18 protein-coding genes, 1 tRNA gene and 2 pseudogenes are annotated in these 21,547 nt (G+C 43.7%); 8 read left to right on the top strand and 13 right to left on the bottom strand.

The window, feature by feature from the left end:
- Nucleotides 1-82: 82 nt before the first annotated feature.
- From R8O10_RS11825 to R8O10_RS11810, 4 genes and pseudogenes are all read right to left on the bottom strand, one after another.
- Nucleotides 83-1,234: pseudogene (locus R8O10_RS11825) on the bottom strand (dihydroorotase); the annotation flags it as partial.
- Between the two features lie 82 nt (nucleotides 1,235-1,316).
- On the bottom strand, nucleotides 1,317-1,787 hold the full coding sequence (locus tag R8O10_RS11820; RefSeq protein ID WP_017821073.1) for a Fur family transcriptional regulator: 471 nt from the start codon (nucleotides 1,785-1,787) through the stop codon (nucleotides 1,317-1,319).
- Between the two features lie 4 nt (nucleotides 1,788-1,791).
- Complete coding sequence (locus tag R8O10_RS11815) at nucleotides 1,792-2,460, bottom strand: DUF1826 domain-containing protein (protein ID WP_054576794.1); 669 nt, start codon at nucleotides 2,458-2,460, stop codon at nucleotides 1,792-1,794.
- Between the two features lie 339 nt (nucleotides 2,461-2,799).
- Nucleotides 2,800-3,594: an AraC family transcriptional regulator gene (locus R8O10_RS11810; RefSeq protein WP_005375710.1), complete on the bottom strand. Its 795-nt coding sequence runs from the start codon at nucleotides 3,592-3,594 to the stop codon at nucleotides 2,800-2,802.
- Between the two features lie 122 nt (nucleotides 3,595-3,716).
- On the opposite strand from R8O10_RS11810, the gene R8O10_RS11805 reads away from it, so the two are divergent.
- Entirely contained in the window at nucleotides 3,717-4,523 is an 807-nt protein-coding gene (locus tag R8O10_RS11805) for a sulfite exporter TauE/SafE family protein (protein WP_318191431.1), read from the top strand.
- 119 nt (nucleotides 4,524-4,642) lie between these two features.
- Here the strand turns inward: R8O10_RS11805 and R8O10_RS11800 are convergent, their stop codons facing one another.
- From R8O10_RS11800 to R8O10_RS11785, 4 genes are all read right to left on the bottom strand, one after another.
- Nucleotides 4,643-5,668, bottom strand: a complete 1,026-nt coding sequence (locus R8O10_RS11800; RefSeq protein WP_318191430.1) for a hypothetical protein — start codon at nucleotides 5,666-5,668, stop codon at nucleotides 4,643-4,645.
- A gap of 392 nt (nucleotides 5,669-6,060) precedes the next feature.
- Nucleotides 6,061-6,363: a hypothetical protein gene (locus R8O10_RS11795; RefSeq protein WP_005375707.1), complete on the bottom strand. Its 303-nt coding sequence runs from the start codon at nucleotides 6,361-6,363 to the stop codon at nucleotides 6,061-6,063.
- Between the two features lie 205 nt (nucleotides 6,364-6,568).
- Nucleotides 6,569-7,507 (bottom strand): alpha/beta hydrolase, encoded by a 939-nt coding sequence (locus R8O10_RS11790; RefSeq protein WP_017635745.1) that lies wholly within the window; start codon nucleotides 7,505-7,507, stop codon nucleotides 6,569-6,571.
- A gap of 72 nt (nucleotides 7,508-7,579) precedes the next feature.
- Nucleotides 7,580-8,494: an alpha/beta hydrolase gene (locus R8O10_RS11785; RefSeq protein ID WP_318191429.1), complete on the bottom strand. Its 915-nt coding sequence runs from the start codon at nucleotides 8,492-8,494 to the stop codon at nucleotides 7,580-7,582.
- 128 nt (nucleotides 8,495-8,622) lie between these two features.
- Between R8O10_RS11785 and R8O10_RS11780 the strand changes: the two genes are divergently transcribed.
- Nucleotides 8,623-9,552: a LysR family transcriptional regulator gene (locus R8O10_RS11780; RefSeq protein WP_115386707.1), complete on the top strand. Its 930-nt coding sequence runs from the start codon at nucleotides 8,623-8,625 to the stop codon at nucleotides 9,550-9,552.
- A 68-nt stretch (nucleotides 9,553-9,620) separates the two neighbouring features.
- Here R8O10_RS11780 and R8O10_RS11775 read toward each other — a convergent pair whose 3' ends face one another.
- Nucleotides 9,621-10,814: an acetate/propionate family kinase gene (locus R8O10_RS11775; RefSeq protein ID WP_213891233.1), complete on the bottom strand. Its 1,194-nt coding sequence runs from the start codon at nucleotides 10,812-10,814 to the stop codon at nucleotides 9,621-9,623.
- Nucleotides 10,815-11,177: 363 nt separating this feature from the next.
- Here R8O10_RS11775 and R8O10_RS27945 point away from each other — a divergent pair.
- Nucleotides 11,178-11,498, top strand: a pseudogene (locus R8O10_RS27945) (GGDEF domain-containing protein); the annotation flags it as partial.
- A 193-nt stretch (nucleotides 11,499-11,691) separates the two neighbouring features.
- Nucleotides 11,692-11,832 (top strand): hypothetical protein, encoded by a 141-nt coding sequence (locus tag R8O10_RS27940; RefSeq protein ID WP_412035165.1) that lies wholly within the window; start codon nucleotides 11,692-11,694, stop codon nucleotides 11,830-11,832.
- Between the two features lie 72 nt (nucleotides 11,833-11,904).
- On the opposite strand, the gene R8O10_RS11765 is transcribed toward R8O10_RS27940, so the two are convergent.
- Nucleotides 11,905-13,836 (bottom strand): DEAD/DEAH box helicase, encoded by a 1,932-nt coding sequence (locus R8O10_RS11765; RefSeq protein ID WP_005375680.1) that lies wholly within the window; start codon nucleotides 13,834-13,836, stop codon nucleotides 11,905-11,907.
- Nucleotides 13,837-14,249: 413 nt separating this feature from the next.
- Between R8O10_RS11765 and rnb the strand changes: the two genes are divergently transcribed.
- The gene (gene rnb / locus R8O10_RS11760) at nucleotides 14,250-16,253 is read left to right on the top strand and encodes an exoribonuclease II (RefSeq protein ID WP_318191428.1); all 2,004 of its coding nucleotides are present in this window, start codon (nucleotides 14,250-14,252) and stop codon (nucleotides 16,251-16,253) included.
- Nucleotides 16,254-16,324: 71 nt separating this feature from the next.
- Nucleotides 16,325-17,134: an AraC family transcriptional regulator gene (locus R8O10_RS11755; protein WP_053303736.1), complete on the top strand. Its 810-nt coding sequence runs from the start codon at nucleotides 16,325-16,327 to the stop codon at nucleotides 17,132-17,134.
- A gap of 33 nt (nucleotides 17,135-17,167) precedes the next feature.
- On the opposite strand, the gene R8O10_RS11750 is transcribed toward R8O10_RS11755, so the two are convergent.
- Complete coding sequence (locus R8O10_RS11750; RefSeq protein ID WP_017635751.1) at nucleotides 17,168-17,521, bottom strand: DUF3024 domain-containing protein; 354 nt, start codon at nucleotides 17,519-17,521, stop codon at nucleotides 17,168-17,170.
- A gap of 266 nt (nucleotides 17,522-17,787) precedes the next feature.
- On the opposite strand from R8O10_RS11750, the gene R8O10_RS11745 reads away from it, so the two are divergent.
- Nucleotides 17,788-18,612, top strand: coding sequence for a phosphate ABC transporter substrate-binding protein (locus tag R8O10_RS11745; protein WP_158155297.1), 825 nt, complete (start codon nucleotides 17,788-17,790; stop codon nucleotides 18,610-18,612).
- 63 nt (nucleotides 18,613-18,675) lie between these two features.
- On the opposite strand, the gene R8O10_RS11740 is transcribed toward R8O10_RS11745, so the two are convergent.
- Nucleotides 18,676-19,356 (bottom strand): MaoC family dehydratase, encoded by a 681-nt coding sequence (locus R8O10_RS11740; RefSeq protein WP_005386198.1) that lies wholly within the window; start codon nucleotides 19,354-19,356, stop codon nucleotides 18,676-18,678.
- 329 nt (nucleotides 19,357-19,685) lie between these two features.
- Between R8O10_RS11740 and R8O10_RS11735 the strand changes: the two genes are divergently transcribed.
- Nucleotides 19,686-19,776, top strand: a tRNA-Ser gene (locus R8O10_RS11735).
- A gap of 160 nt (nucleotides 19,777-19,936) precedes the next feature.
- On the opposite strand, the gene R8O10_RS11730 is transcribed toward R8O10_RS11735, so the two are convergent.
- Nucleotides 19,937-21,487 (bottom strand): PAS domain-containing methyl-accepting chemotaxis protein, encoded by a 1,551-nt coding sequence (locus R8O10_RS11730; RefSeq protein ID WP_033907145.1) that lies wholly within the window; start codon nucleotides 21,485-21,487, stop codon nucleotides 19,937-19,939.
- Between the last annotated feature and the right edge of the window lie 60 nt (nucleotides 21,488-21,547).

The raw sequence follows: 21,547 nt of genomic DNA, 5'->3' as shown, positions 1-21,547 counted from the left end.
TGAGCCTAGTGCGGTGAAAGTTGCACGCTGGGTTCTTAGAGGGACGGCACTTGGTAACAAGTGTCGTCTACTCGACATGAGCATCAACCAACACCAAATCGGCGTAGTAACCTTCACGGATAAAACCTCGGCCTTGAATGCCATAGCGAATGGCCGGGTTGTGCGCAGTTTTTTCGACTACTTGAGTCAAACTCATATGACCTAAACGGACATGCTCGAAGAGAGTAAGTAACGCATGCTGAACTAACGGCAGTCCGGCTGGAGCCTGCTCGTAAGGCACTTGTTTTTCTTGCCAAGTGTGAGGAGCGTGGTCTGTTGCAATGATATCTATTTGCCCCGTATTTAACGCTTTTAACAACGCATCGCGGTCACTAGGAAACTTGATTGAAGGATTACATTTGATCAAGTTACCAAGAGCGCCATAATCTTTGTTGCTGAACCAAAGATGGTGAACACAAGCCTCCGCGGTGATTGATTTGTCTCGAATGTCTCCCTCGTCAAAAAGTGCTAGCTCCTTCGCCGTTGTGATGTGCAGCACATGCAGTTGGCTGTGATACTTTTTGGCAAGTTCTACCGCATAAGAAGATGAAGCGTAACAGGCCTCTTCGTCACGCAAAATGGGATGGTCTTCGATAGTGAAACCTGGCTTCTTAAGCCTTTGCTTTTGCTGGTTTTGTTTAATAACAGTCCCACTTTCACAATGAGTAACAATGAGTACTGGAGAGTCACGAAAAATTGACTCTAACGCTTGCGGATATTCGACTAACAAATTTCCTGTTGATGCCCCCATAAATACTTTCACACCACAATGTTGTTTGGGGTTAAGTTGTTTAATCTGTTCAAGATTGTCTTCGGTTGCACCGAGGTAGAAAGAATAATTCGCAAACGAGCTTTCTTTAGCGAGAGCGAACTTGCGCTCTAACGAGTCAATAGTCGTTGTAGCCGGACTAACATTGGGCATTTCCATGTAGCTTGTAATACCGCCGGCTACCGCTGCCCGCGACTCGCTTGCAATTGTGCCTTTATGTGTCAACCCAGGTTCTCGGAAATGCACTTGATCGTCAATCATGCCTGGCAGTAAATAAGCCCCTTTAGCATCAATTACAATATCTCCGTGTTGTACGGATATATTAGTAGCAATCTTGTCAATTCTTTGATCAACAATACGTAAATCTGTTTCGGTAATGGCTCCTTCGTTGACCACCCGAGCGTTTTTAATCAATGTTGCTGACATAATTCATTCTTTTAGATAATTTATAAATGTGGCCAATACTCGGTCACCTTGTGAAGCTATAAGGGGAGATCGTGTGTCTGCCTCATAGGGGGCGGTTTGCGCATTCATCGCAAACACAGGAAATCTCAAATTGTGGGCTAAGAACGGTGAAGCCTTCTTGTATGGCTTTCGCACATACGCTAGAAATAACATTGGCTTCAACCGCTATTTCACTAACCTTTCCACACTGAGAGCAAATCAAAAACTGTGGAACGCCATGCTCCTGATCGCACGCGATTTGAGAACAAACGACGTATTTACTAGATGTATTGAGCTTATGGACAAAGTGCTCTGCTTCAAGGAAATCGAGTATTCGATAAACCGACATCGCTTGAATGTTTTGAGAAAAGTTGTGATTGCAGTAGTCAACTAGTTCGTAGGCAGAAAGCGGCTTCTCCGCATATAGCAGTGAAGTCAGTATCAATTTCCGTTTAGTAGTGAGTTGTTTACCTCGCAGCAGGCAGATTTTCTCTACCTGCTTCATGACGTCATCTACCGTTTTGAGCTTTCTCATATCTCTAGATGAAATCCAATGTGAGTAGTAAGCGACGTTCATTGTCTGCAACATGTGGAGAGCGATGTATAAGTCCAGTGGCTTCATTGCCTTCCCAACCACTTCCTTTGAGCAGGGCAACATCGCCAGGCTGCATTCGTCGTATGGCACTTTCAGAGTCGTATAAGCCCGATAGGTGATCAGGTTGACCAAGACTACCGGCACCGAGTTTAGTGCGATCAATGGTATCGTTGGTTAACCATTCGGTCGCTCGGCCGGTATAAGTTATGACAAGTCTGCAAGGCACACGATCAAAGTGAAATTTCGGGCACATCGGGCTGTCTAGGCGAGTTAGTCTCAAACCTGCTTCTTTAACCTCAAACAAACAGCAGAACATATCGACGATTAAAGCAACATCTTCACTCAGCGCATCAGCACACGCATAGCCCTCTAACTTGCTTCGTACCCATTGTGCAGCATCATCTGGCGTGACACTTTGTACCAGTGCCAATCTAGGCTCCAGAGCCAGCATCAGATTAATGTCCTTCGTCAACTCTTTCGAGAGCGTTCGCTGCCATATGGCAATATTGTGCTCTGGTTTGTAGATGTCGCTAAGTATGTTCGCTGATGTCGATATCGCCAACGATGATGTTGTTTGGACACGAAGCGGGTTCTCAACTACATCAATGCTCATATATCTTCCTCCCAAGCGTTAAAAAGGTCAGGTAAAGGTTTTAATAACGTTGATTTTCTAGGGCTATGAGACCTAGTAATCGTTACGATTTCGCTCTAGTTCACGGACATATTGACACAGTCCCACCCCATGTAGAGTCAAGTCAGACAGCGCTTGTGAAGAAATCAACGTTTACTCTCTCTCAATAGGAGACTACTGGTTGTGAGATCAATTCTTCAAACAACAAATTGTAGAGCCCCAAACAAGGAAATGTTATAACATAACAGTTAATCTTTTCAATATTTACCTTTTTTGATTAAAGATAATTAGGGGAACATCATGAGCATGCGAGCACGGAAATTATATTCCGCGATTAGAAAAGTAACGCGTAGGTGAATCGCCATAGACCCGACGAAACATCGCGATAAAGTTGCTGGGCGTCGAATAACCCAAAGCATGTGCAACCGCTCCTACAGATTCCCCTCGAGCTATCATTTCTAATGAATGTATTAGCAGTACTTGTTGCCGCCATTCATTAAAACTCATGTTTAACTCACTTCGAATCAATCGTCTTAACGTCCGAGATGAGACTGCCCCAATATTGGCCCAATGCTCCACAGAATGTTTGCTGTTTGGGTCTATTAAAATTGCTTGAGTAACTTTTTGCAGTCTCGGATCTCTGGGCAGCGGGATGTGGAGTGACTCATGAGGGCTATTGACGATTTCATCGGATATTACGGCAAGAATACGTAAAGACTGTATGGATAGATCGTCTGTTTTGCTCCATATCGATGCTCTAACCGATAGGGCTTTCAACACATCGCTCATTTGGATAACACAAGGTCTCATTGGAAACCGCTCACAACTCTCTGGAGTAAACAGTAATGAACGACCTTTCAGAGAACCACAAAAATAAACACTGTGCATCGCACCCGGGGGGATCCAACCAGCTCGGTGAGGTGGTAGTATCCACGTTCCTTCATCGGTTTTGACCTGAATTAGCCCTTCATCTATACACAGTAACTGGCCTCGATGATGACTGTGCCAATTATGTGGCCGTTGATCCAAATGGTTGAAGTCGCTCCTTTCATGCTGCCACTCCTTAACGATCAGTGCGGCGCCATTTTTCCATTCGCTGTAATCAGAGTTTGTCACTTTATTTACTCAATTCCATTTTGGCCATTATTCATTATTTTCTGTCCTCTTAACGTTACCATAGCAAGTTAGCGTTCGAGTAACATTTTAGCAACGACCATTTTATCGAAGGCAGAACCATCATGAACGAACCTATCTTTATTATCTATTACATTACGGCAGGCTTGGGCATTGGCTTTCTCGCAGGACTCGTTGGTGTGGGTGGTGGTGGAATGGCCGTCCCTATTTTTGCGTTTCTATTTTCACTACAGGGAATAGCTGATACGGAAGTAGTGCATCTTGCGTTGGGGACATCAATGGCTTCGATGATTGTTACAACATTGGGCAGCATGCGCGCTCACTACAAAAAAGAGAATGTAGACTCGACAATGGTAGTAAAAATGTTGAGCGGAGTTCTAGTCGGAACATTTTGCGCCACATTCGTAGCATCGTATCTACGAGGCGTCTATCTGGCAGGCTTTTTCAGCGTATTCATGTTGTATGTTGCTTATAAGATGTTCCTCAACACTGAAAATGAGTACAACCCTAACCCACATGGGGCTATCGGTAATATCACTGTAGGCTCGGTGATTGGCTCTGTATCAGCACTTGTCTCTATAAGCGGTGCGGGGTTGATCATCCCCTATCTTGTCCAGCAAAATTTTGAGGTAAAACGTGCTATTGGTACCTCTGCTGCGATAGGTTTCCCTATCGCGCTGTCAGGAAGCCTCGGTTACATGTTAAACGGATGGGAAAATACAGATTGGAACGCCTTAGTCTTAGGATACATATACCTTCCTGCAATGATCAGCTTCTCCATTAGTAGCTACTTAACTACTAGCCTCGGCGTGCGTTGTGCAGCGTATTTCCCAAATAAAGTTCTTAAGAAAATCGTTGGTATTTTGTGTGTTCTTCTAAGCTTTAAAATGCTGGGACAAGTACTTAATTAAGGCAAATAATACGGTCACTAGTACGTCTTGCAGTATGGTGGAGGGATAAGCCTGCACAAAACTTACTCCTCGCTTTGCTTACTCGAACAGACAATGTGTAAGAAAGTGTCACATTGTTGCTATTCTTGTGGCTTTGTTAGGCTAGTCAGAATTACATCCAAAATTTTCTGGTGATTGTCCTTTCTAGAAACCTCGTCATGCTCCTGGCAAAGTGCTTCCTCCCCTTCTGATGCGAGAATTTTAATGCCACGCTCAGTACATTCTGCGAACGCACTAAACTGACTCACACTAGGAATCTCTTGAAACGTCACATTGGGAAGATCAACAAGTGATTCGGCTGGTGTCAGTGCGGGATGTAGCCGATCAGAAAGCGCCACCACGGTGATAGCATTGTTCATCAAGGCCAGAGTTTCAGGGACAAAAGTTTTCGTTAGCTCAGGGTTGATAACGACGACCGATTTCAGTTTGTTTTCAGACTGAAATCGGGGGATTTTTTTATCCGGGATGCTGGTAATATCAACGTTATTTTCACGTAACCAATGACAGTCTACATTGGTGGCGTTGTGACACGATGTTCGATATTTCTCCGGGCTTATTTGCGCTCCGGAGAGCATCAGCATAGATGTGCCGCCCAGAAAAAAGCCGACCCCCTGCACTGCATCAGTATCTACGCCTCCGGACAGTATCCCGACCGAACTTAATTCGTTCAGCCCAAGCACCAAATCACTGGTTCTGAATGTGATTTCATCAACAGCCATTTCTGCATTGATTTCGTTCGGTGCAGGAGGCTTTGGTACCACAACGACATAACCTTGTTGCGCTAGGCTCGAGGCTATCCAACCACTGTGGGAAAACGCTGACCGTGTTCCGCCCTGCGACAAAAGCACAACGGGAAATTTTCCACTTGCTAAAGGGGCATCTAACTGCGTTTCGACTGATTTAAAAATGTTCCCCCTACCAAACGTGAAATTGTTTTTTTCGTTCGTTGTGGGATACCAATAATAGACTTCTACTGGCTTATCTCTGTCTTCACTGAATCCCGTTTTGATTGTTAGCGCAGAATGGTATTTCGGCTCATTCGTACTGGCGCTGGCACTGACACACAATGTAGCGAGTAGAAAAGACATTATTATTTTGGTTTTCATTTTTCCCTCAGCCGGTCAACACATTATTCTGCACGGCATCTAGAAAAATAACGCGCAGGAGATTCTCCATATATTTTGCGAAACATAGCAATTAAGCTATTCATAGTCGAGGTAACCCAAAGAAAATGATAGACCGCTCCAGCTAGAGCCTTTCTTTTCAATAATTTTCTGCGGATATCCACCATGCAGAAGTTTGTACTTTACTCATTGTAAACGACTAATCATTGTCTCTTAAGGCAACATTAGAAAACCAACCGTATTCACAATCCATAACTCGTAGTTACACCGATGTATATCTAAGTGAGCCGAAGCTTCATTGCCCATCCAGTGCCCTTTGCATTTTTATAGCAAGGTAGCCAAGCACCATTTTATTACGGACCATTGCTGCGCGGCTAATGCTTTTGTTTTGTATCGTAACTGATTTGCTTACTGACGTTCTTTAGTTGCACTCCTACCTTATTAAAGGCCTTTTGAATAGTTGTGGAAACATGCTGGCGGCCCTCTCCTTCAAAAAAGTTAGCTCGATCTTGCTTCGTTTCGAAGACGCAGACTATTTCTAAGCTTTGTGGAAAAGAAGAGAATTTGACGGTATGAGTCACCCAAAGAAAGCCATCGTAGCCTTTTAGCGTATCTTCACAAACTTCGGTCAACACTTCTCTAATTAGATTCTCGACCTTCTTATCTGATTTGCGCATAAATTAAACTTCATTCCTATCTAACGCCTTTAATTAGGTTTCAGTGTACATTGTCTTAAACAGTATTTGGCAGTGGTATTTAGTCAATAGCCTGTAGATGAGGTTATTCGCACGAAGATTTACCGACCTACTCGCTTCGAACTACATCTTACGCTGTTAAAAATAAGCGCTTTGCAACTCTACAAAACGCTTCTAACTTATTAGATTATTTTAAGTGTGTTTCAAGGAATGCAGAAACCTTGTCCATTGCAATGCCGACTGCTTCTGGATGGTCATACAGTTCATAGTGAGACCAATTTTCCAAATTAACCAGCTGTCGGTCTTTTGATTGAACAGAGCGGCCATAAATTTCCTGCCCATCACGATAAGCACCAAACGCCCCGACTTTTTGCCCTACCACGGCCATAACAGGCTGAGTCAATAACGTTTCGGCAAATGCAAAGGCATCCCAGCTCAGTGTTTTCTGTGCATGTGAAAACAGCATACGAGTTGCACCACCTTCGGTTTGTCCACGTGATGTTTTGTAGTATTCAGTAGCTTCGAACACGTCTCGTTCTGTTAATCCATTTTCTTTTGCAAATTCAATATTTGGAGGAAGAAGTTCATCGATTTTCAGCTCTGAGCCGCGAGCTTCGGCTGTTCTCTGTGCAGCCATAGCTTCAAGATTGGCGATAGGGTCGTACATACTAAAGCCTTCACGGAACAAGCGGCCTAAGTTAACAGGCGTAATACCTACGACAGCTTTCAAGCGCTTTTCGGTTAGGGCTGAATTGATCATGTAACCACCACCGCCGCAGATACCGAGTCCACCAATTCTATTCTCATCGACATATGGTAAAGTTACTGCATAGTCGATAACGCGACTGATATCTTCAACACGTTGACTTGGGTCTTCTACGTAGCGAGGCAATCCTCCCGATTCTCCTTGGAAGCTCGCGTCAAATGCGATCACGACGTAACCTAACTCAGCAAGGGCTTTACCATAGACAGCGCTGGATGTTTGTTCTTTACAACTACCAAAAGGATGAACACTTATCATTGTTGGGTAGCGTTTCGATTCATTGAAGCCTTCTGGGAATAAAATTAATGCAGACATATCCCAAGACATATCAGCATTTCTAAAAGTGATTTTTTGCATATTCATAATCAATACCTTAAGAGTAAAAAGCCTTGAGAGCAGAAAGGCTCGAAGCAATTGAGCCTTTCATCGGGAATATTAAAGAGTGCGTTGGAAGAAAGATGTGAGTTGGGATACTGCGTCATCGACGTATTCGGCAACATCATAAAGCGACATATGGTTTGCACCATCAATGGCATACAAGGTTTTATCTGAACTCGCAGCACGTTCTATCAGGTCATCACTCATCCATTTGCTGCCTGCGTCACTACCAACGACAGCAAGAATTGGCTGAGTTAGGAATGCTTCCGCTTTGTGGTACGCATCGTAAGTAATGATCTGATTTAAGTTACGAGTTAGAGCAAAACCCGGCGCATTTGGATGTTCACAACGTGGTGTGTGGTAATACTCCCAAGCTTCGCGTAGTTCTGCATTTGAGGCATCTTCTTCACGCATCGGAGCTAGAGGAATAGTCGCGAATTCTGTACCATTCGTGTCGGTTGTGCGAGCATTCGAACCAAATTCTAAGTAACCAACAGCGTCAGCATCGTTAACCGAATTATCCCAACCATTACGGAACATTTGGCCAATGTTTACGGCACTAACCATACCCAGTGCTTTGATTCGACGATCATTGATCGCTGCATTTGCACTATAGCCCGCACCAGCACAAATCCCCATTGCGCCAATTTTATCGTTATCGACGTACTCTAACGTTGTCAGATAGTCGACGACTGCGCTCACGTCTTCAGTACTCGTGTAAGGGTTTTCCATTTGGCGAGGCTCACCTGTACTTTCACCTTGATACGAACGGTCAAACGCAATGGCAATTATGCCGCTTTTTGCAAGTTTACTCGCGTATAGGCCTGCGGTTTGCTCTTTTACGCCACCACCTGGGTGTGAAACAACAACCACCGCATATTGTTTACTTGCATCAAAATCTGTAGGGAAGTTGATAACCGCTGAAATCTCAATACCTTGACCATTGAGATTTTTGAAAGTGACTTTAGACATAGCGACATTCTCCATTAGAGGTTAACTGTTCATCTCAGGCTGACCTGAGCTTCGAGGTAATATTAGTCAACACACTGTTTCGGATAAATATCGTTTTATCTACATGACTGTTTAGTTATACTTAACAAATGAGAATAGAACCTTCTTTAATTTCATCACTGACGTGGTTTGCACATATTGCTCGCCATCGCAGTTTCACTAAAGCAGCCTTAGAAATGGGGATAACCCGTGCTGCCTTATCACAACACCTGAAAGCGTTAGAGCAACAGCTACAAGTTCGGTTAATCAATAGAACCACTAGAAGTATGTCGTTGACTCAAGAAGGCCAACGTCTGCTTGATATTTTGCAACCTTCATTGATGAACATTGAGCAGGTCGTTAACGAATTGAACGACTCTCATCTTGAGCCTTCGGGATTAATCCGTATCAGTGTATCAAGAACCGCTGCTCGGCTGCTTATTGAGCCCTATCTAGGTGAGTTCCTCTCTCGTTATCCTAAAATACGCCTAGAGCTAATCATGGATGATGGGTTTTCTAACATCGTCGCAGAAGGCGTTGACGCTGGCATTCGCTTAGGGTTAAGCTTAGATGAACATATGGTTGCGGTCCCTATTACTCCGCCGTTAACAACGGCAATAGTGGGCTCTCCTGAATACTTTAGGCAAAATGGACTACCTCAAACTCCTGAGGATTTAGAAGGTCACAATTGCCTTGCTTATCGTTTTACCTCTAGCGGAACAATTGATCATTGGTCCCTAACCTCTCCAGATGTTGCAAAGCGCACCCTAGTTTTCGAGCCTAAAGGCAATGCTATTTTTAATGATGACTATAGTATGTTACAAGCTGCAATACAGGGTGTGGGTTTAGTGAAGCATATTGATTTATGGGTGGAAAAGCACATAAATGAGGGAAGATTGACCCGAGTTCTGACACCTTGGTGCAAAGAGTTTCCTGGGTTTTATTTATATATACCTTCACGAGAGCATATGCCGAAAAAAATCCGCGTCTTGATGGATTTTTTAATCGAAAAGCGCGAAGCTCTGAAACTCAAAGAGTAATTACCAAATTGCTTTAAATAAAAAAGCGAGCACGAGGCTCGCTTTTAACTTTCTGTTTTCGTTATATATTACAATAGCTCAACCGATTGTTTAGCTATCACAAATTCCTCGTTAGTAGGAATAACAAGAGCTTTGGCACCTAACAACTCAGATGTTGCAATAACACCTGCGTTACCAAATCTTGCATCTTCGTTACCTTTCTCATCTTCAACAAAACCTAACAGTTTTAGGTTTTTCAAGATTTCACGACGAATTGGTAGTGAGTTTTCACCAATACCACCAGTGAAGATGATGCCGTCTAACGATTCCAGAGCCGCTAGGTAGGAAGTAATGTATTTCGCAACGCGGTAAGTGAAGATCTCAAATGCCAACTTCGCACGTGAATTCCCCGCTTCCATTGCTTCTAGTACACCACGAGCATCACTTGTCACACCAGATACACCTAAGAAACCTGACTTCTTGTTCATCATCTCGAACACTTCGTCTTTTTCCCAGCCTTTACGGAAAAGGAACTCGATAACACTTGGGTCTAGGTCACCACAGCGAGTGCCCATCATTAGGCCAGCTAACGGCGTCAAACCCATACTTGTATCAACACATTCGCCATTTTTAACCGCACTCACTGATGCACCGTTACCTAAGTGCACAGTGATAAAGCTGCTTTCTTCAACCGGCTTATCTAGCATTTTCGCTGCTTCACGGCTTACGTAATAGTGGCTTGTGCCGTGAGCACCGTAACGACGCACTTTATGCTCTTCGTAAAGCTCGTAAGGAAGTGCGTACATAAAGGCTTTGGCTGGCATTGTTTGGTGGAAAGCAGTGTCAAATACAGCAAATTGAGGCAGTGAAGGGAACGCCGCCATTGCCGCTCTCATGCCTTCAGCGTTCGCTTTGTTATGAAGTGGTGCAAGTTCAGCAAGGCGCTCTACTTCTTGAATAACTGTTTCATCAACTTTCACAGTTCCTTTAAAGGTTTCACCGCCTGCGACAATGCGATGGCCTACAGCGACAAATTTTGAGCTCAAACCTAGAGTTTCGAGTAGTTTTACCACTCGCTCAACAGCGTACTGATGATGGTTACCGCCAGCCGGAATTGCTTCAACGGTTTTTTCTCCCTGATATTTCCAACTGATTTCAGCTTCAGGTAGGCCAAAACACTCACCAATACCTGATACCAAAGCTTCACCGGTTTCAGAATCAATAACAGCAAATTTTAATGAAGAGCTACCAGAGTTGATCACCAGTACAAACGAATTAGACATGAAATAGTTATCCTGTTGTAGAGCAGAGGTTGTAATAGCGCTTGTGCGCTGCGTACTTCTTGTTTGCCCCTCTATTATTCAATAATTTTTTAATCTTTCAACAATCTTTTAGTAAAAGCGATTTGATTGAACAAATTTTGTTGATCTGTAGCAAGTTTTGATTTTATTTGAAGGCTAAAAAATATCACTTGTTAAACATAATTTATGAATAGGTCAATTTGTACAAAGTCAGATATATAAGCTACGTTGTTTATTGGGTGAACAAAAATAACAAACCAATCAATAAATCGGGGTAATAATGTGCCCACTATTGCATTTCTATTAGTAATCTTAGGTTTGATTTTGCTCTGCTGGGGATGGCAGATGACAAAAAACATCTGCTCGAAAACTGACGTAACCGGGTGGACTTTCCTATTATTGTTAATCAGCTGCTTCATTTTTGCTTATGCCGTTTTTTTGCACGCCATCATGCAAAAACCTATTGCTTCTCTCTTAGAAACGGGGGTTTCTCTTATACTTTTTGGCGGCAGTATCTTTGTCGTGCTGGTGATTAAGTGGAGCAACGATTCGATATTAGAGCTTCATACTGTTGCTGAAAGAGAGAAGCGCAATGCCGTCCATGACGCTCTTACTGGGCTCCCTAATCGTAAATACTGCTTTGAGTCTATCGAAGACATGACACAACCTGAAGGCCAATGACTGATTCAAATTATGAGATAACCTCAAAAACGTCGAAAGATTGATAATACGTTTCAAGGTAAGCTGGTTAATTTCTTTCACAGCAAGCCGCACTGAAGGCTCACGCTCTATCGTTGAGAACACGATTGCGCTAGCACATGGATTAGGGTATTAGGTCGTAGCAGAAGGCGTTCAAGACATGGACACACTGCATTTTTTGATAAGTCGAGGCTGTGACATCATTCAGGGTTACTTGTTCTGCCCTGCCCTGCCCTTAGACGAAGTAATAAGTTGGGTAAACAAACACGATGAAAAGCAAAACCGTATTAGACGCGCATAAAAAAGCCGAGCACTTTGCTCGGCTTTCAATTCTTTTTGTAGCAACTTAAACCGTCGCTTTAATCACTCGTGATTATGCGTCTGTACGACGGCCACGACCGTGACCACGTTCACCACGATGTGCACCACGGTGATCACCACCACGGTTGCGATCGAAACGACGTTCGCCACCTTCGCGATTGCCATCGCGGTTGCCGTCACGGTTACCGCGGAAGCCACCTTCGCGACGACCGCCTTCACGACGATCACCACCACGATTGCCGCCTTCGCGGTTGCCACGGTAACCACCGCCATCACGACGACCACCATCGCGACGACCACCGTCACGGCGACCACCACGAGACTCGCGGAAATCATCGAAGTCACATACTACAGCACCAACATCTTGTTGACGGATACGTAGTTTGCTTAGCTTGTTCGCCGCATCTGAAGTCATTGCTTTAGGTAGCTGTACGAATGTGTGACCTTGAGCTAGTTTGATCGCACCGATAGAACCTTTACCTAGACCTAGTTCGTTTGCTAGAGCGCCAACGATGTCTTTAACTTGAACGCCTTGCTCACGACCAACTTGAAGCTGGTAAGTATCCCAGTCTTGGTTGTTGAAGTTACGACCGCCATCGCGACCACCTTCACGGCGCTCTTTACGACGTTGCTTGTCACGCTCAATTGCTTCAACCATTGGGTCTTCGCCAATGTAGAACAGAGGACGTTTGCCTTGCTGACGCTTAAGAAGCATAGCAGCAAGTGTTGCTGGGTCGATGTCTAGAGAAGTTTGTAGTTTCTCTACCAGCTCAGCAAATTTGTCTAGTGCTTTGTGCTCTTTCTCTGCTTCAAGCTCAGCGCCTAGCTTAGCTAGACGAGCTTCAGCAACTTGGTCACGTAGAGGAAGTTGGATTTCTTCCATAGATGACTTAGTTACACGCTCGATAGTGCGAAGCATACGAATTTGGTTAGTGCGAACTAGAAGGATCGCTTTACCCTTACGTCCAGCACGGCCAGTACGACCGATACGGTGGATGTATGACTCAACATCAAATGGGATGTCGTAGTTAAATACGTGCGTAATACGTGGAACGTCAAGACCACGAGCTACAACATCAGTTGCAACTAGGATGTCAATAACACCTTGTTTGATGTGATCAACAGTACGTTCACGTAGAGACTGAGGAATGTCACCGTGCAGTGCAGCTGCTTTGAAGCCACGTGCAGATAGCCAGTCAGCCAGACGCTCAGTATCTTGACGAGTACGTACGAATACGATTGACGCGTCAGTTTCTTCAGTTTCAAGAAGACGAGACATCGCTTCATCTTTCTCTACACCTTTCACTACCCAGAACTGTTGTTGAACTTTGTCTACAGTGTGGTTTTTACCAGCAACGTCAACCGTTACAGGGTCACGAAGGAAACGTTCAACGATCTTCTTCAGCATTGGAGGCATAGTTGCAGAAAACAGAACGCGTTGTGCTGACTCTGGAGCGTGCTCCATGATCGCAGTTACATCATCTACGAAACCCATGTTTAGCATTTCGTCTGCTTCATCAAGAACGAAAGTACTAACTTCGTCTAGGTGTAGACGTTCGCGATTGATAAGATCTTGAACACGGCCTGGAGTACCAACAACTACATGAGCGCCACTTTTAAGAGCACGCATTTGGTCGACAATAGATGCGCCACCGTAAATCTCTAGAACTTTCAAACCTTTGATGTTTTTACCAAGGTTTTTCATTTCCGCTGCAACCTGAATTGCCAGCTCACGAGTCGGAGCAAGTACAATCGCTTGCGGTTTGCGTTGGTTTAGATCGAGTTTGTTGAGAAGAGGCAGAGAGAACGCTGCTGTTTTACCTGTACCTGTTTGAGCTTTACCCAGCGCGTCAGCACCTTCCAATAGGTGTGGGATTGCCGCAGCCTGAATTGGAGTTGGTGACACGAAACCCATTCCGTCTAGAGCAGAAAGGATAGAATCATTCAGAGATAAATCACTGAATTGAATAACAGAATCTTGCATTGGGATCCTACTTAATTAAACAAAAAAACAGTCCCATATGCTCTTCCAATTCGATACTGATCCATCCAGATACTGATTCCATTCAGACGGGAACACAGCACAGTACACAACCGCGATAAGCCATTAGGGACGACTAAGGGAGGCGGATTATTCCTTAAAAGCATAAAAAAATCCAGAAAAAATTGAATTACATCACAATTTATTCTCAACAATGGTATTTTTAGCATATTTTTCCACCAACCCTACCATTCCCCGTAGATTCGCGTAACTCACAGATGAGAATTTCATCAATATTTAAGCCAATTTCTCGTGGTTAAATTGGCAAAATTCACGGCGAAATTACGCTCCACAGGTAGTAATAATAGCTCGCAATGATTATAGTGTGCCCAACTCCATAGGTAATTTAAGAAAAGATGTTTCAAGATAACCCACTACTCGCTCAGCTTAAGCAGCAAATCCAAGAAAACCTGCCTAAAAAAGAAGGCTCAATAAAAGCCACAGATAAAGGCTTTGGCTTTTTGGAAGTGGACAGTAAGACGAGCTTCTTCATCCCGCCTGCGTACATGAAAAAGTGCATGCACGGTGACAAAGTCATCGCCATTATCCGCACCGAAAATGAACGCGAAGTTGCAGAGCCACAAGAGCTGCTGGAACAAGCCGTGACTCGCTTTATTGGTCGAGTAAAAATGTTCAAAGGCAAGCTCAACGTAGCACCTGATCACCCACAGCTTAAAAAGCTATCTCTTAAAGCGAAACTAAAGAAAGGTCTAAAACCTGACGAGTTCGCCGAAGGTGATTGGGTTGTCGCACATCTTATTCGCCACCCTCTAAAAGGCGATAATTCTTTCTTCGTAGAAATTTCTGAAAAAATCACTGACGCGAATGATAAAATTGCGCCTTGGTGGGTAACGCTTGCTCAAAACGATCTACCAAACTCTGAGCCAGCAGGCATCGATAACTGGGAACTGAAAGACGACGCGGAGCTAGAACGCGTAGACATGACTCATGTTCCATTCGTCACTATCGACGGTGAATCGACTAAAGATATGGACGATGCGCTGTACGCGAAGAAAACCGTATCTGGCGATTTCGAACTCACCATCGCTATTGCGGACCCAACCGCCTACATCACACCTGAAGATGAAATGGATAAAGTAGCGCGTGAGCGTGGCTATACTATTTATCTTCCAGGCCGCAACATCCCGATGCTACCTCGCGATTTAGCGGACAACCTATGTTCTCTGATTGAAGGTGAAACCCGCCCTGCTATTTGCTGTACCGTAATGGTAAGTAAAGATGGTGTGATTGGCGACGATATTAAATTCTTCGCGGCAAACATCAAATCACATGCACGCCTAGCATACGATCACGTGTCTGATTGGTTAGAAAACGGCAGCTCTGAAGCATGGCAGCCATCTGAAGAGATCGCGACCATCGTTCGTGATCTTTATGAGTTCTCTCTTGCTCGCGCTGAATGGCGTGAGAAAAACGCAGTGGTCTTCCCTGATCGTCCTGACTACCGTTTTGAGCTCAGTGAAGATAACGATGTAATTGCTATCCACGCAGACATGCGCCGCAGTGCAAACCGTCTTGTTGAAGAATCCATGATTACCGCAAACATCTGTGCAGGTCGTACATTACGCGATAAATTTGAAACAGGTGTCTTCAATACGCATGCAGGTATCAAGAACGAGAAGATTGAAGAAGTGGTTCAACTTGTCAATCCAGAAGGCCAGTTGGAGTTCACAGCGGAGTCTATTGCTACACTAGAAGGCTTTGCTGCGTTGCGCCGCTGGTTGGCAGCTCAAGAAACGTCTTATCTAGATAACCGTATTCGTAAGTTCCAAGCATACAGTGAAGTGGGTAATCAGCCTCTGCCTCATTACGCAATGGGTTTAGACATCTATGCAACTTGGACATCACCAATTCGTAAATACGGTGATATGATCAACCACCGTATGTTGAAGGCCGTCATCCTTGGTAAAGAACCCGTACAAAAACCAGATGATCAAGTAGGCGAAGAGCTAGCTCTACATCGTAAACATCATAAAATCGCTGAGCGAAATGTCTCAGATTGGCTATATGCACGCACGCTTGCTGATGAGTCGAGCAAGAAAACTTGTTTCACAGGTGAGATTTTCGATATTAATCGTGCAGGCGCACGTGTCCGACTTCTCGAAAATGGCGCAGCAGCCTTTATTCCTGGTGCACTAATTCTTGATAATAAAGAAAGAATTGAGTGCAATGGCGACAACGGTACCATCTCTATCGATAAAGAGGTCGTATACAAACTTGGGGATACATTGGAAATTGTCCTTACGGACGTAAACCAAGAAAACCGCAGTTTAGTTGCAAAGCCAACCCAGGTATTCGCTGAACAACCAGCAGCACAAACAGAACAGACTGTAAGTGAATAATACCGAATGAAGTTAAAAGGCGCTCTATTGAGCGCCTTTTTTATTTGTTATGTAAAACGATAAGAACGAGTATGCCGAACATTGAGATCATTCGCTTTAATCACTTCACTGCGCGCAAAAGTGAGCGTTACACTGCAACACATAATGGGTTATATATTGTTGAAGAAGGTGCCCTATTAGTTCATCAACCTAATGGTGAGCAATTTGAACTTAAAGCCGGAGATTTCACACTCTATAACTCCGCAGATCTGAGCAATGCAGAAGCCGTCTCTAGTGACGGAGGCTTTAAAGCACTGGCTTTAGTCTTCAATCCAAATATATTCTGTGACTTTAAGAAAGCACACCCGATGCTACGTTCCAAAACGGAAGAAAGGCGCTTCTATCCTTTTTCAACGCAATCCAGTAGCGAAGTAGCACAATTGAAGGACATGTTGGTTAAGTTAGCGAGTCGCAATGCTCCAGACTACACACAAAGCCATATCGCAATGGCATTGCTGTCGTTGATGGTTGAGGTAGAGCCAAACATCCTATCTATCATAGATGATGCAAGTAGCCTGAGCGACTCTCAAAAAGCCATTAAGTACATTGAGGGTAATATTGAAAAAGACATCACGCTAGAAGGCTTAGCGGCTCATATGAGCATGTCCATCGCAACCTTAAAACGTCGCCTCGCCGCAGATGATCTTTCGTTTTCTCAGATATTAAAGGTGAAACGGATAAACTTCGCAGCAACCCAACTGCGCAAGTCAGAAAAATCAATAACAGAAATAGCGTTTGAGTCTGGTTTTAAAAGTGCAGCGCATTTCAGTACAGCATTTAAATCCGTTTACAACATGACCCCCAAAGACTTTAGAAACCAAGTTGTTAGGCCTAAAGTATAAATCATGTCGGCATTCGCATCCGTTGGGCTCGCCCTATTCCCAAAAACACGCTTGAGGATCGCGCTCCAACTCGTTGAGTAAGTCCTCAAGCATTCGGCTAAATGGAAGTGGCTTATAAGGCACCCACCTTAACAGCTCGTTGTGATATGTGGGAACATAGAAATACCAAAGTTGGTTGTCCTCATCAAACATGATCTTCGCGACGGGAGAAGTATACTCGCTATGCTGGGAGTCGAGGAGAAAATGCGCCCGATGAAGCTCAACGCCATTTTCTACTAGCTCATAGAGGCACTTGCCCTGTTCGACAGGCAAGTTAGCATTACGCGCAGAGCAGAGCGATTGAACTGATTTGTATAAACGACTTGTCGCCATTTGGGACACTGACATCAACGTTCTCCCGATGGATGATAGTTAGAGCTGTCGATCCTAGTATATAGCCTTTACATCATCACCGATGGTAGTTATCTACCTAACTCAAGTATAAGATAGCTATATTATCATTTGCCCAGATTATCATCTCAATCCACTTGGAAACGCTAGCTCCATCACCTCTTGACTAGAAACAATTCCCCTGTTTAGCGCTAACAGTTCACAAAAGTGTAACCTGAACGCAATATCATAAACTCTGCTTTATCCCGTATATGGAGTTTAATATGTTACGTTTTACTGTGGCGACGTTATTGGCCATAGCAGTCTCCCTCCCTACCATTGCAAAAGAAATCAACATCTCGGGTTCAACTTCGGTTGCTCGTGTGATGGATGTACTTGCTGAGGAATACAACAAAACACACCCAGACGATTACGTTGCTGTTCAGGGCATTGGTTCGAGTGCTGGTATCACCATGGTCAATAAAGGAGTAGCCGAAATAGGCATGAGCTCTCGCTATCTGACTGAAAGCGAAAAAGGTGAAGATCTCAATGTATACCCTATCGCTTATGATGGCCTCGCTGTTGTTGTAAACCGTACCAACTCTGTAGAAAACCTTTCTCAGCAACAGCTGTTTGATATTTACAAAGGTAAGATTAAGAATTGGAAAGAGGTCGGGGGCACAGATCAGCCTATCGCGGTGGTTACTAGAGAAGCGTCTTCAGGTTCACGTTACAGCTTCGAAAGCTTGCTGGGACTGACCAAAATCGTTAATGATCGCCTTGTCTCGGATATCAGCCCAAACAACTTGGTTGTAAACAGCAACAGCATGGTAAAAACCATTGTTAACCATAACACTCGCGCCATTGGTTTTATCTCTGTAGGGTCAGTAGATCGCTCGATCAAGGCGATTCAGTTAGATGGTATTGACCCAACGTCGACAAACATTAGCAATCATAAGTACAAGTTGGCGCGACCATTCCTAGTGCTATACAAAGTAGATAAGATTAGCGATGCAGGTAAAGGTTTTATCGCTTTCCTTCGTTCAGAGCAGGGACAAAAAGCGATTGCAGATTACGGTTATACGCCAGTAAAAAACTTTAATCAGTAAAAATAAAAAAGAGAGCACCTTGATGCTCTCTTTTCCTATGTAGTGTTCTCTCCGGTTTCGGAATTAGAAATGCAGTTGAATTACAGAGACCACAACCGCACCAGGTCGACGAATACCTTCAATTTCCACTTTAATTTCGCGCTCAATCTCCAAACCTTTTTTGATTGGCGTTACTTTTGTTAACGTGCTGACTGCACGAACATTATTGCCTGCTTTGACAGGGTAAGGGAAACGAACTTGGTTTAAACCCAAATTAACTACCATTTTAGCTGTTGGGAACATTGGCTTTTCTGGATCGACTGAATCCGTCAGTTTAGGCAGCAATGCTAATGTTAAAAAGCCATGAGCGATAGTTGTCTTAAATGGAGATTCAGTTGAAGCACGCTCTGGATCAGTATGAATCCATTGCATGTCTTCCGTTACCGCACCAAATTGGTTAATACGTTCTTGAGACACATGAACCCAATCACCAGTGTGAATAACTTCGCCAATTTTTTCACTTAACTCGTCATAAAGCTTTTGAGCCTCAGGTGCCATTACGATCGGTGCAGGTTGAGGTGCAACTTCTTCGTTGACGGCTGGCTGCTGGTGATCACGAACTTTTGAGAAAAGAAAGCTATTTTGAGCTTTCCCCAAAAAGTCACTCCAATAATCGCGTAACGTTGGAGACATCCAATTCATAAACTCGGATTGATGAGCAGAAATCGCATCAACTTTGTCTTTAAATAGATTTGTGACCTTCATAAACACCCTTAAGAATTCTAAGCACAACTGGCTATACCAGTTAATTTTGAATTAGTTCACAAAGTCTTGCAAATACTTTCGGGCGAACACATGTACCCTAAAAGTATGTTATGTCTTATATATCAGCAAGATAACAATAAAACACCATTTTATTGACGCGCGCCAATATAAAGTAAAAACTCTACAAATTGGTACTTTTTGTCCCTTTTTCACTCCGTTTTCAAACTGTCCAACATCACATCAGTGATCATAAAACAAGCAAACAGTACTTCTATTATAATTCAGCACTTTACAAGTTGGACTATGCTCCTTATTATACCGCCCACAACGGAGAGATGGCTGAGTGGTTGAAAGCACCGGTCTTGAAAACCGGCATACGTTAATAGCGTATCTAGGGTTCAAATCCCTATCTCTCCGCCACTTATTTAGAGAGCTCGCATTTATTGCGAGCTTTCGTCATTTTAGCTCTTAAAAAACGAGATTTAGAAATCCTCGCTCGTAAACGAATCCGGCACTTCACTATATTCCAGTTAAAAGCCCGCTAATGTTTAGCGGGCTTTTAACTTCGATTTTCTAAAGTTTAAGCAAACTTCTTAATCATTTCAGACAGGTCATTGGTGCAATTTTGCACTTTGGTGTTCATATGATTCGTTTCAGTCATCAGTTCATACGATTCACTGTACTTTAAATTAAGCGACTGGATGTTTTCATTTATTTCATCCGTTACATAAACCTGCTCTTCTATCGCGACCGCAATTTGTTGGTTTCGTTCGACGACGTCCTGAACAAGGGATTCCAATTGTTGAATGCTATCCAAAGCAGTACCTAACAATGTTACCGTTCCGGTCGACATTTCGTTACCTTTCTCTAACGCAGAAACCGCTGATTTGCTCCCATTTTGAATCCCTTCAATGGCCGATTTAATCTCTGTTGTCGATTCCTGAGTTCTTTTAGCTAAGGTTCTCACTTCATCTGCTACAACGGCAAACCCTCTGCCTTGTTCGCCTGCCCTCGCGGCTTCAATAGCAGCGTTCAACGCTAATAAATTAGTTTGTTCGGCAATACCATTGATGACTTCAACAACAGTTCCAATTTGCTCGGTTTGTTGGTTCAAACGTATGACCACTTTAGATATTTCGCCGAGCTCACCCACCAACTCTAAAACCGATTGGTTAACATTATCGATAACGCTACGGCTGTCTATCATCGTATTTTGTGCTTCTAACGTAGCCTCGGCGGTCGCTTGAGCATTATTTGATATCTCAGATGAAGAGGCTTGCATCTCGTTGACCGCTGTTGCGACCGAGTCAATCTCCACTTTCTGTGCGCTTAAGTTCTCCGTCACTTGCTGGCTATTTGTCGCAGCACTGTTAGCACTTGCGCGCGTTTCTTCGCAAGAGTCTTTTACAGACACGCCAACGCGCCCCAATAGCGCATTTGCAAATTGCTTACGCATCTTCATACCCAGCTCAATCTCAGCCAGATCGTTGATTCTTCCGCAATAAATATATTCCATGAGTGGATTATTGAAGTCTTGCCTAGCCTGTTTAGCGAGCTTCTCAACTGGTCTGGTTAATACATAAATAGAGAAAACGGAAAGTAACGCAACAACGCCAAACGCTATCACTGGTGATTGATTCATTTGTAGAATGAGTAAGCCAAGAAGGTTTGAAATTAAAAGGAAGAAGGCCGATCTCATCCACAAACGTGTACGAGGAAGATACATTTTCCACGGCTTACGATTATTTCGAAGCTTCGAATACGCTTTTTCCGCTCGCTGGATGTGTATACGCTCAGGTTTAAATCTCACTGATTGGTATTCCACAACTTCACCATTAGATTTTATAGGAGAAGCAAACGCGTCAACCCAATAATAGCCGCCGTTTTTACGTCGATTTTTGACCATTCCCATCCAGTGTTTGCCAGTTTTCAGGTGAGTCCATAAATCTTTAAAAGCCTGTTTTGGCATATCAGGATGACGCACAACATTGTGGGGTTTACCAATAAGCTCCCCTTCATCAAACCCCGCTACTTCATTAAAGTTTTCACTGGCATATTTGATGTAACTGGAGGTATCGGTAATGGAAACTAGGCTGTAACTCGAGGGGTAATCGTATTCCGTTTCACTCATAAACATGTGTCCTTACATTGATTAATTAACAAACGGCAAATATGAACTTATCGGCATAAC

This window comes from Vibrio sp. 1727 (assembly GCF_033344415.1).
Classification (GTDB): domain Bacteria; phylum Pseudomonadota; class Gammaproteobacteria; order Enterobacterales; family Vibrionaceae; genus Vibrio; species Vibrio alginolyticus.
This window is presented reverse-complemented; position numbering and strand designations above follow the sequence as displayed.